Origin of the sequence: Brevibacterium renqingii (assembly GCF_017808105.1) — a bacterium.
Lineage (GTDB): Bacteria > Actinomycetota > Actinomycetes > Actinomycetales > Brevibacteriaceae > Brevibacterium > Brevibacterium renqingii.
Window position 1 is genome coordinate 21,278 of the sequence record NZ_JADBHF010000021.1, and the last position, 10,549, is coordinate 31,826.

11 protein-coding genes are annotated in these 10,549 nt (G+C 66.6%); 10 read left to right on the forward strand and 1 reads right to left on the reverse strand.

Going from position 1 to position 10,549, the window contains the following annotated elements; genetic code table 11:
* From IHE57_RS15825 to IHE57_RS15860, 8 genes are all read left to right on the forward strand, one after another.
* Positions 1 to 867 (forward strand): metal ABC transporter ATP-binding protein, encoded by an 867-nt coding sequence (locus IHE57_RS15825; RefSeq protein WP_209374587.1) that lies wholly within the window; start codon positions 1 to 3, stop codon positions 865 to 867.
* Complete coding sequence (locus IHE57_RS15830) at positions 864 to 1,772, forward strand: metal ABC transporter permease (RefSeq protein ID WP_209374589.1); 909 nt, start codon at positions 864 to 866, stop codon at positions 1,770 to 1,772. Before IHE57_RS15825 ends, IHE57_RS15830 begins: the two co-directional genes overlap by 4 nt.
* Positions 1,773 to 1,848: 76 nt before the next feature.
* Positions 1,849 to 2,808, forward strand: coding sequence for a metallophosphoesterase (locus IHE57_RS15835; RefSeq protein ID WP_209325521.1), 960 nt, complete (start codon positions 1,849 to 1,851; stop codon positions 2,806 to 2,808).
* Positions 2,809 to 2,892: 84 nt separating this feature from the next.
* Positions 2,893 to 5,205: a transglycosylase domain-containing protein gene (locus IHE57_RS15840; RefSeq protein ID WP_253720392.1), complete on the forward strand. Its 2,313-nt coding sequence runs from the start codon at positions 2,893 to 2,895 to the stop codon at positions 5,203 to 5,205.
* A gap of 228 nt (positions 5,206 to 5,433) precedes the next feature.
* Positions 5,434 to 5,589 (forward strand): Sp36 family protein, encoded by a 156-nt coding sequence (gene sp36, locus IHE57_RS15845; protein ID WP_009883339.1) that lies wholly within the window; start codon positions 5,434 to 5,436, stop codon positions 5,587 to 5,589.
* Positions 5,590 to 5,636: 47 nt separating this feature from the next.
* Positions 5,637 to 6,110, forward strand: coding sequence for a RidA family protein (locus IHE57_RS15850; protein ID WP_209325519.1), 474 nt, complete (start codon positions 5,637 to 5,639; stop codon positions 6,108 to 6,110).
* Between the two features lie 16 nt (positions 6,111 to 6,126).
* Positions 6,127 to 7,077, forward strand: coding sequence for an NUDIX hydrolase (locus tag IHE57_RS15855; protein WP_343071893.1), 951 nt, complete (start codon positions 6,127 to 6,129; stop codon positions 7,075 to 7,077).
* Positions 7,074 to 7,838 carry an MBL fold metallo-hydrolase gene (locus IHE57_RS15860; protein ID WP_209325517.1) on the forward strand — a complete coding sequence of 255 codons (765 nt, stop codon included), beginning with the start codon at positions 7,074 to 7,076 and terminating at the stop codon, positions 7,836 to 7,838. Before IHE57_RS15855 ends, IHE57_RS15860 begins: the two co-directional genes overlap by 4 nt.
* Positions 7,839 to 7,929: 91 nt before the next feature.
* On the opposite strand, the gene IHE57_RS15865 is transcribed toward IHE57_RS15860, so the two are convergent.
* Positions 7,930 to 8,607, reverse strand: coding sequence for a Crp/Fnr family transcriptional regulator (locus tag IHE57_RS15865; RefSeq protein ID WP_209325516.1), 678 nt, complete (start codon positions 8,605 to 8,607; stop codon positions 7,930 to 7,932).
* A 210-nt stretch (positions 8,608 to 8,817) separates the two neighbouring features.
* On the opposite strand from IHE57_RS15865, the gene nth reads away from it, so the two are divergent.
* Together nth and IHE57_RS15875 are read left to right on the forward strand one after the other, a co-directional pair.
* Positions 8,818 to 9,564: an endonuclease III gene (gene nth / locus IHE57_RS15870; RefSeq protein WP_209325515.1), complete on the forward strand. Its 747-nt coding sequence runs from the start codon at positions 8,818 to 8,820 to the stop codon at positions 9,562 to 9,564.
* 16 nt (positions 9,565 to 9,580) lie between these two features.
* On the forward strand, positions 9,581 to 10,393 hold the full coding sequence (locus IHE57_RS15875) for an NUDIX hydrolase (protein ID WP_209325514.1): 813 nt from the start codon (positions 9,581 to 9,583) through the stop codon (positions 10,391 to 10,393).
* Positions 10,394 to 10,549: the final 156 nt, after the last annotated feature.

Genomic DNA, 10,549 nt, shown 5'->3' on the forward strand with positions numbered 1-10,549 from the left:
ATGGCCAAGGAATCCGAAGTCTCCGCTCCGACAGCGCCCCAACAGCCGGTGATCCGTCTGCGCGATGCCGAGCTGCGGTTCGGTTCTCGCGTGCTCTGGCACGACCTCGACCTCGACGTCGCCCCGGGCGAGTTCGTCGCTGTGCTCGGTCCCAACGGCACCGGCAAGACCTCTCTGCTCAAGGTGCTGCTCGGGCAGAACACCCTGTCGGCCGGCACTGCCGAAATCAACGGATCGACGGTGCATTCGGGAAATCCGGCCATCGGCTACATTCCGCAGCAGCGCGGGATCGACCCGCACACCCCGATGCGCGGCCGCGATCTCGTGGGGATGGGCATCGACGGCCACAAGTGGGGGATGGGTCTGTTCTCCCGGGGGCGGCGGAAGAAGGTCGACGAGCTGCTCGCCGCCGTCGGCGCCGCCGATTACGCGCATGCGCCGGCGGGAACCGTCTCCGGCGGCGAGCTGCAGAGGCTGCGGGTGGCCCAGTCGCTGGCCAACGATCCCTCGGTCCTGCTGTGCGATGAGCCGCTGCTGTCTCTCGACATGCACCACCAGAAGGTCGTCGCAGCACTCCTGCACGAGCAGAGGGTCAAGCGCGACACCGCCGTCGTCTTCGTCACCCACGAGATCAATCCGATCCTTCCCTACGTCGACCGGGTCCTCTACATCGTCGGCGGTCATTTCCTCGTCGGCACCCCCGCCGAGGTGATGACCACCGAGTCCCTGTCTCGTCTCTACGGCTCCCCGGTCGAGGTGGTCCGGGTCGGAGGCCGTCTCGTCGTCGTCGGCGGCGAGGAGGAGTGCGTCGACCACCATCACCTCCACGATGAGGACCTCGCACCGGAAGGGGCGGTGAGCCGATGAGCGCAGGAGAGATCTTCGCCAACCTCTTCACCTTCGAAGACTACGGGGAATTGGTCGCGCTGCTGGCCAACTCGCTCATCGCTGCTGCTCTGCTCGGTGTCGTCGGGGGCCTCATCAGCGTCTTCGTCATGGCTCGCGACATCCCCTTCGCCGTCCACGGGATCTCCGAACTCTCCTTCGCCGGAGCCGCGCTCGCCCTGCTGATCGGCTTCGACGTCGTGGCCGGGTCGATCATCGGCTCGATCGTGGCCGCGCTCATCATCGGCGTCGGCGGGGCCAAGGCCTCGGAGAAGAACGCCATCATCGGTGTGCTCATGCCCTTCGGCCTGGGGCTGGCGATCCTCTTCCTCGCCCTCTACGACGGTCGGGCGGCGAGCAAGTTCGGACTGCTCACCGGTCAGATCGTCGCGATCACACCCGCCCAGATCCTCACCCTCATCATCTGCGCCTTCGCCGTGCTCATCGTCCTCGCCGTCGTGTGGCGGCCGCTGATGTTCTCCAGCCTCGACCCTGAGGTGGCCAGGGCCAAAGGCGTGCCGGTCTCAGCGCTCACCATCGTCTTCATGCTCACCCTCGGACTGGCCGTGGCGCTGAGCGTGCAGGTCGTCGGGGTCCTGCTCGTCCTCGCTCTGCTCATCACCCCGGCCGCAGCGGCCACGCAGCTCTCCGCCTCTCCGGTGTGGGTGCCGGTGCTCAGCGTGATCTTCGCCGTCACCGCCTCGGTCGGGGGCATCCTCGTCGCCCTCGGCTCACCTGCGGTGCCGATCAGCCCCTTCGTCACAACGATCTCCTTCCTCATCTACCTCGTCTGCCGGCTCGTCGGGGGCCGTCGGATGAAGTCGCTCGACCGTCGCCGCGCCGCCCGCGCCGCCGCCGAGCACAGTGCCTCCCTCACTGCTGCCTGACCGCGGCCCTGATGCCCCAGGCGGGTGGTACAGCCGTCGTCAGGCGGCAGAGAGGGGAGCGGATAGAGTAGGGGGAATGAAGAAGCGTGCACTCCTCGCCGGCGCGCTCGCCGCACCCGCGGCCGCCGGCATCTGGGGTGCGGTCATCGAACCGCATCTCTTCGCCATCCGTCGCCATACCCTTCCGGTCCTGCCGACCGGTGCCGCACCCATCCGAGTCCTCCACGTCGCCGATCTGCACCTGGCGCCCTGGCAGAAGCACCGAGCCGCATGGGTCAAGGCCCTGACCCGACTCGAACCCGACCTCGTCGTCAACACCGGTGACAATCTCTCTGCCGATATCGTGCCGGCCGTACTTGATGTATTCGACGATCTCCTCGACGTTCCCGGTGTCTTCGTCCTCGGGTCCAACGACTTCTTCTCCCCGCAGGCGAAGAACCCGGCGAAGTATCTGCGCTCTCCTTCTCAGGTCAAGCACCGCGTCGCCCCCGACCTCGACGTCAAAGCTCTCATCCGCGGGTTCGAGGGTGTGACCGCCGACTCGGCTGCGACCGGGCGGGGCTGGCATTTCCTCGACAACGCCGAGGCGACTCTGACGATCAAGGGCACCCGCATCGACTTCTGCGGGCTCGGCGATGCCCATATCGACCGCGATGGCATCCGTTGGAGCGCCGGCACTCCCGGCCGGGGACGCCTCGACTACCCCCGATTCGACGCCGAGGCGGGTCTCAGGGTGGGCGTGACCCACGCTCCCTATTCGCGGACATTGGAAGCGTTCGCCTCTGCGGGGGCGGACCTCGTCATGGCCGGGCACACGCACGGCGGACAGATCCGGGTGCCGTTCTGGGGCGCCCCGGTGACGAACTGTGATCTCGACCGGACACGCGCGAGAGGCGTCTTTCCGTATCGCCGCACCCTCGTCGAGATCTCGGCAGGCCTGGGCTTCTCTCCCTACTCACCTGTGCGTTTCTCCTGCCGGCCCGAGGTCAGCCTGCTGACTCTCGCGCCCCGACCCCAGCCGTTCAGCGGTTTCTGAAAGTCTGCACAGCGCGAATTCGTTAAACTGGCTCTCATGGTGTCTCCTGAGTCAAATCCCACTCCGACGAAAATGGGCGCGTTCATGCAGTTCGTGGCCGTCAGCGCGGTCGCGGGAATCGTCGCGGCCGGCCTGGCCATTCCCGGAGTCGGCGTAGCCACAGCCAGCGCGAACAGTGCGGTCGAGATCTTCGACTCGCTTCCCGCCACCCTGGAGGTCAAGGACCTCGGCGAGAAGTCGACGATGCTTGCTTCCGATGGTTCCGAGATCGCGGAATTCTACTGGCAGAATCGCGTCGAGGTTCCTCTCGACGAGATCTCCGAGAACATGCAGAACGCGACGATCGCCGTCGAGGACTACCGGTACTTCGAACACGGCGGAGTCGACATCGAGGGCATCGCGCGTGCGGCGGTGCACAATATGGTGTCCTCGACGACTCAGGGCGGGTCGACGCTGACCCAGCAGTACGTGAAGAACGTGCTGGCGGAGAACGCTCACGCCGAAGAGGACGCCGAAGGCGTCGAGGCGGCGAAGGAATCCGACGGCGTCGAAGGCTATGCCCGTAAGCTGCGCGAGGCCAAACTCGCGGTGGCGGTTGAGAAGAAGTATGACAAGAAGGAAATCCTCAACCGCTATATGAACATCAACAACTACTCGGGTTCGCCGAATGTGTACGGCGTCGAAGCCGCCGCCTACCGTTACTGGGGCATCCACGCCAAGGACCTCAACATCCAGCAGTCGGCGATGCTCGCAGGAATCGTGCAGAACCCCTCGGCGTTCAACCCGCAGCGGTTCCCCGACCAGGTGCTCAAACGCCGCAACACCGTGCTCGGACAGATGCTCAAGTACGGCCACATCACGCAGAAGGAATACGACAAGGCGGTCAAGACCGACCTCGATCTCGACCTGCATGAGACACCGAACGGCTGTACGGCGGCGAAGAGCAATGCGGAGTTCTTCTGCAACTATGTTCAGAACGTCATCATGAATGACGAGACCTTCGGGGACACGGCCGACGAGCGACTCGCCTTCCTCCAGCGGGGAGGTCTGACGATCAAGACCAGCCTCAATCCCGACATCCAGAAGATCGCGGACAAAGAAGTCAAGAAGCGCGTGCCCGTCGGGGACCCCTCAGGAGCCGGCCACGCGCTGGTCACCATCGAACCCGGCACCGGTGAGGTCATCGCAATGGCCGAGAACCGGGAGTACACGGCCGGCGAGGTCAAGAAGAAGGACAAGAACAAGAAGACCTCGATCAACTACACCGTCGACCGCAAGCACAACGGCGGCGGCGGATTCCAGGTCGGCTCGACGTGGAAGCCCTTCGTCTTGGCCACATGGCTCAAGGAAGGCAAGAGCCTCAACACCACGGTCAACGCCACGAAACGCAACTTCCCGGCCAGCTCCTGGAAGTACGAGGGCTGTCCGAACATGGGCGGAGACTGGCACCCGAACAATGCCGGCGACGGTCAGGGCAAGGGATCGATGACCGCGCTCGAAGCGACGAAGAATTCGGTGAACACCGGTTACGCAGCCATGGGCAACCAGCTGAACATGTGCGAGATCATGGAAACAGCGATGGACCTGGGCATCCGCTACGGCAACGGGGAGAGGCTCGACCACGCGGACAAGTCGGGCTTCATCCAGGCTCTGTCGCCCTCGTCGATCCTCGGCACGACGGAGACCACGCCGATCGCCATGGCCGCCGCGTTCGCGACCTTCGCGAACGAAGGCGAGTTCTGCGGACCGAAGCCCATCACCGAGATCAAGGACCGCAACGGCAAGAAGCTCGATCTCCCGGGTGAGGGCTGCAAGCGAGTCCTCGACAAGGACGTCGCCAAGGGCGTCGCCTACGCTCTGACGCAGACATTCAACGGCGGTACGACCTCCGGTCTGGGCATCGGCGTACCTGCGGGTGCGAAGACCGGTACGACGAACTTCGACGTCGGTCATACCTGGCTGCTCGGCTTCACGAAGACCCTGTCCACGGCGGTCTGGACCGGTGACCCGTCGGGCATCCGGGACTGGCGCTATGAGGGGGCAGGTGCCGTCAGCGGTCACGTCTACGGTGCCACGATCTCCGGTAAGACCTGGCAGGCCTATATGCGGCAGGCGGTCAAGGAGACCAAGGGCAACACCGGGTTCCCGAAGCCCAGCAGCAAGTACTTCAAGGGAGGCGGATCCGGAGGCGGCGGTTCCTCGACCAGCGGTCGCAGCAACAACGGCGGCGGTGGCGGCCACGGCGGCGGTGGCGGAAGCCACGGCAACGGCGGCGGCAACGGCGGCGGAAGCCACGGCAACGGCGGTGGAAACGGCGGCGACGGCGGCGGTGGAAACGGCGGCGACGGCGGTGACGGCGGCGGCAGCGATGAGGCGCCCGGCCTCGGCGGCAACTGAGCCGACCAGCTGAGGGCATCGGCCGACTGCGGCAGACCGTCACTTCAGAAAGGCGGGGAGGAACACGGGTCCTCCCCGCCTTCGGTCATTTCGCACGCTGTCCCGTCTCTCGGCGGAAATGCCGACCCGCCTCGGACTGAGCTAGTCTGGGGTCGGAACCGCGTCGTTGCCCGAGTCAGGGAAGTGCCTGGCAGAATCGGGCCGCCGCACACACTACCGAGGAGAATCATGACCAAGTGGGAATACGTCACCGTGCCGCTGATCGTCCACGCGACGAAGCAGATCCTCGATCAGTGGGGCGAGGACGGATACGAACTCGTGCAGGTCGTACCGGGACCGGACAACAATGGCCTCGTCGCCTATCTCAAGCGTCCGAAGGAATGAGCTGAACCTGCCGGCCCGCCGCTCCCACCCACTTCGAAAGAGGAACTATGTCGAAGACCCTTGACCGCATGGCCGAGCTCGGCCTCGAGCTCCCCGAGATCGCGTCTCCCGCCGGTGCCTACGTTCCGGCGCTCCGCACCGGAAACTACGTCTGCACCTCAGGCCAGCTGCCCGTCGTCGAGGGCAAACTGCCGGCCACAGGCCATCTCGGCACCGATGTCGACGTCGACACCGGCTACCAGCTGGCCCGCACCGCAGGGCTGAACGCACTGGCCGCGATCGCCGGCGTCATCGGAGACCTCGACCGGATCGTCCGAGTCGTCAAGGTCACCGGCTTCGTCAACTCCGCCGACGACTTCACCCAGCAGCCCGCCGTCATCAACGGAGTCTCCGAACTCTACGGTGAGATCTTCGGCGACCGCGGCCAGCATGCCCGCAGCGCCGTGGGCGTGAACACCCTTCCTCTGGGCACCCCCGTCGAGGTCGAGGTCGTCGTCGAGGTCTTAGGCGATGCCGCCTAGCACACGGACTCTGCCCGTGTCGTCGGAACTGCGGTGGCTGCTCGACCACTGGCAGTCCGACGGGCGGTGGCCCGTTCCCGAGGCCCCCCGCCCCACCTCGGGGATCGTACTGATCAGGGACGGAACCGAGGGCCTTGAAGTCTTCATCACCCGACAGCTCGATGCCCGCGGCGTCGAGGACCGCAACCGGTGGGCATTCCCGACCAGCAGCCTGCGGCCCGGAGATGTGCGCAAGCTTCCGCTGGCGGGGTGGAACTCCGCGCGCTGTGCCCGGGCGCTGAGCATCGAGAACAAATCCCGCGCGCTGCATCATTTCTCCGCAGCCGCACGCATCACCTTCGCCGCGACCGGCATCCTGCTGGCCGAGGACGTCGACCGAGAGGTCGTGGCCGTGCCGCAGACGGACTGGCGCACCACACGCTCCCGGCTGTTCTCGAACGAGGTCTCCTGGTCCCAGGTTCTGCGCGACCGCGACGTGAAGCTGCGTCCCGATCTGTGCAAGCCATGGCTGCGATGGATCAACACTCCGACCCAGCTGCACCGTTTCGACACCACGTTCTTCATCGCCACCGTGCCCTTCGGCCAGGAGGTCGACTTCCTGTCCCCGAACGAGACCTCGGGCGGCTGGAAGCGCCCGTCCCAGGTGCTCGAAGAGGTCGGAGACGACCCGAACAGCATCGGGGCCAGCGCCCGTCTCATCGTCGAAAGCCTCAGCGAGGTCACGACCGTGGGCGCTGCCATGGCGCAGGTGCGCAATGTTCACCCGCTGCGCCCGGAGATCATCAACGACGACGGCGACTGGAAAGTCGTCATCCAGACCGGCAAGGACCCCCACAGCAAGGGCACGCTGCGCGACCGGGCCATCGCCGTCGGCGAGACCGACAGCGACCAGAGCCCCGGGTTCCTCAGCTTCGGCGGCGATGACGATGATGACGACACACTCGACGAGGAGACCGAGGACTCATGAGAATCCGCGCGAACAATCCCGGCCCGATGACCCTGACCGGGACGAACACCTACGTGGTCTTCAGTCAGGACGACGCCTCGGCGGTGGTCATCGATCCGGGCCCGGAGATCGCCGAGCACCGGGAGGCCTTCCTCGCCGAGGTGGGCCCTCGGAGCCTGCGCGCGATCGTGCTCACCCACCAGCATGCCGACCACTCGGAGATGCTGGGCAGCATCGGGAAATGGGCCCCCGACGTTCCGGTCTACGCGGTGCTCGACCGCTTCGCCCGGCACACGGATCCGGTGGCCGATGGCGACGAGATCTCCTTCGGCGGTGCCCCGGCCGATGTGCTCCGCGTGGTGGCCACCCCCGGCCATACGAGCGACAGCATCAGCCTCATCCACGGCGGGACGCTCTACAGCGGCGACACGATCCTGGGGGAGGGGACCACGATCGTCACTCACCCCGAAGGGTCCCTGCGCGACTACCTCCACTCCCTCGACCGGCTGCGGAGCCTGCTCGATGACGAGGCGTTCGCAGTCATCGAACCCGCCCACGGCCCCCGCATCGACGATCCCGCGAAGGTGATCGACCACTACCGCGCCCACCGATCGGAGCGCATCGAGCAGGTCAGGGCCGCCCTCGGCCAGGGAGCGAAGACCGCCGGCGAGGTCTGCGACATCGTCTACCACGACGTCGACCCCTCCGTGCGGCCCGCTGCCGAGCAGATCGTCAAGGCCCAGCTGGCCTACCTCGACGCCCTGCCCGCCGACGACGCCTGAGCGCGGGGCGCAAGGACGCAGGAACGCCCGGACACCGCAGTGTCCGGGCGTTCGAGCTGCAGAGGCGCCGGTGGCTCGGCGACGTGGGAGGTCAGCGGGCGCGGTTGCGCATGCGGTCCATGTCGAGGATGACGACCGAGCGGGCCTCGAGGCGGATGAAGCCGCGAGCGGCAAAGTCGGCCAGAGCCTTATTCACGGTCTCACGCGAGGCACCGACGAGCTGCGCGAGCTCTTCCTGAGTCAGGTCGTGGGCCACGAGGACGCCGTCGGGGGCCGGCTTCGAGAAGCGCGCGGCCAGATCGAGCAGGGCCTTGGCCACGCGTCCGGGCACATCGGAGAACACGAGGTCGCCGACGGTCTCGTTCGTCCGGCGCAGGCGCTGGGCCAGGGCCTTGAGGAGGTTCATGGCCGCCTGTGGCCGTTCGTTGAGCCAGGTGGTCAGGTCTTCGTGCTTGAGGCTGAGCAGCTCTGACTGGGAGACGGCCGTGACGGAGGTCGAGCGTGGGCCCGGATCGAAGAGGCTGAGCTCGCCGATGATCTCGCCGGGACCGACCACGGACAGCAGGTTCTCGCGGCCATCGGAGGATTCACGGCCGATCTTGAGCTTGCCCGTGGAGACGATGTAGAGCTCATCGCCGGCATCGCCTTCGTTGAAGAGTACGGTTCCCCGACGGAGACTCCGCGGGTTCATGAACTTCATCAATGCACTGGTGGCTTCATCGTCCAGGCCTGCGAAGAGCGTCGCGCCCCGCACCACTTCAATATCCACTGGTTCCTCCTTGTCGTGATAATCACACATAAATCTACCTGGTCAACTGCATCGATACCAGCAAAGACGCGGGAGTGTGGCCCATGAATGTGAAAACCCGTCCTGCCCGGTGCCGCTGGCACCGCCGCGCATATCCGCGGTGGTGGGCGGGCAGTGCGATGTGAGGGTCCTCACTGCGGAAACATCGGCCACGGATTAGGATGGTGAGCTGTGTTGACGGTGGCTGAGAAGAGCGCGCGGAAGTTCGCGAAGGAGACCCCGCTGGGCCGGACCCGGCGTGCGCGGAAGATCAATCGGATCCTCGCCGAGGTGTACCCGAATGCGAAATGCGAACTCGATTTCGAGACTCCGTTCCAGCTGCTCATCGCCACGGTGCTCTCGGCGCAGACGACCGATATCCGCGTCAACGCGGTCACCCCCGGCCTGTTCGCCGCCTTCCCCGACGCCCACAGCCTCGCCGTGGCCAACCTCGTCGAAGTCGAGGAGCTCATCCGCTCCACCGGCTTCTACCGTTCGAAGGCCCGCAACATCGTCAAGCTCGCCGACGACCTGGTCGAGAACCATGACGGCGCGGTTCCAGACACGCTCGACGAACTCGTCAAGCTCGCCGGAGTCGGCCGCAAGACCGCGAATGTGGTCCTCGGCAACGCCTTCGACACCCCGGGCCTGACCGTCGACACGCATATGGGACGACTGGCCCGGCGCTTCGGCTGGACCGAAGAGACAGACGCGGTCAGAGCCGAGAACGACATCGCGTCCCTGTTCCCGAAGAGAGAACTCACTGTGCTGTCACACCGGGTGATCTTCCACGGGCGTCGCATCTGCCACTCCCGTCGCCCCGCCTGCGGCGCCTGTCCGCTCACGGCACTGTGTCCCTCCTTCGGAATCGGCGAGCTCGACCCCGAAAAGGCCCGCACCATGCTCCGGTTCGAAATGGCACCCGAGGCCACGTCGTGAACGTGCGGACGACACCATGAGCGCCGAGGCGGCCGACCGCAGATTCGGAAGCGCGGGCGACATCCGGCCCGGCAACGCGCCCGACCCGCGGTTCGGTCACGATGTGGAGATTCCGCGGATCCCCGATGAGAGTGCGACGGTCGCCGACGGAGCGCTGCGCTCCCAGCTGGAGGACCTCGCCACCTCGCACGGCTCTCCGCTGTGGCTGCGCCGGATGAAGAAGGCCGGCCAGGACAAGGTCCGGGACGCCGCAGTCCTCATGCTGTTCGGACGGGGAGGACGGGCCCGGACCGAGGCGGGTCGAGCCGAGAGCCGGCGACTGGCGGAGCTCGGCGTCGCCGACGTCGACATCGTCCTCCTGCAGCGGGCGGCGACCCTGCGTCACCACCCGGGGCAGGTCGCCTTCCCCGGCGGCGGACGTGACCCGGAGGACGAATCCATGGCCGCAGCCGCTCTGCGCGAGGCCGAGGAGGAAGCAGGGATCTTCCCCGACACCGTTGAGGTGCTCGGGCAGATGGACCCGCTCTACATTCCCGTGAGCAGGTTCGAGGTCACTCCTGTCATCGGCTATTGGCGACAGCCGGGGGCCGTGCAGGTGATGGACGAACGCGAATCGTATTCGGTCTACCGCATCGCCGTCGCCGACCTCGTAGCGCCTGGCAACCGAGGGACCTTCGCCCGGCCGGACCTGAAGATCACGACCCCGGCCTTCGACGTCGGTGTGCTCAAGGTGTGGGGCTTCACGGCAGGCATCCTCGACTTCGCGCTCGACCACCTCGGCTGGGCGGGAGAATGGGACCCTGCGGCCTCGATCGCGATCGATCTCTGACCGGCCGCCGACAAGAGAGACCGGTCGCCGACAGCCCGAGAGGCGCACAGACAGAAGCGGGGGGGGGGGGGGGGGGGGGGGGCCCCCGCGGGGGGGGGGGGAGCAGGGGGGGGGGGCGAACAACCCCGCGCGGGGGGGGGGCCCCCCCACACCAAC

Excerpts from the sequence above, each read along its gene's own strand:
- IHE57_RS15825 (WP_209374587.1), top strand. The coding sequence starts at position 1 with ATGGCCAAGGAATCCGAAGTCTCCGCTCCGACAGCGCCCCAACAGCCG.
- IHE57_RS15830 (WP_209374589.1), top strand. The coding sequence starts at position 864 with ATGAGCGCAGGAGAGATCTTCGCCAACCTCTTCACCTTCGAAGACTAC.
- IHE57_RS15835 (WP_209325521.1), top strand. The coding sequence starts at position 1,849 with ATGAAGAAGCGTGCACTCCTCGCCGGCGCGCTCGCCGCACCCGCGGCC.
- IHE57_RS15840 (WP_253720392.1), top strand. The coding sequence starts at position 2,893 with ATGCAGTTCGTGGCCGTCAGCGCGGTCGCGGGAATCGTCGCGGCCGGC.
- sp36 (WP_009883339.1), top strand. The coding sequence starts at position 5,434 with ATGACCAAGTGGGAATACGTCACCGTGCCGCTGATCGTCCACGCGACG.
- IHE57_RS15850 (WP_209325519.1), top strand. The coding sequence starts at position 5,637 with ATGTCGAAGACCCTTGACCGCATGGCCGAGCTCGGCCTCGAGCTCCCC.
- IHE57_RS15860 (WP_209325517.1), top strand. The coding sequence starts at position 7,074 with ATGAGAATCCGCGCGAACAATCCCGGCCCGATGACCCTGACCGGGACG.
- IHE57_RS15875 (WP_209325514.1), top strand. The coding sequence starts at position 9,581 with ATGAGCGCCGAGGCGGCCGACCGCAGATTCGGAAGCGCGGGCGACATC.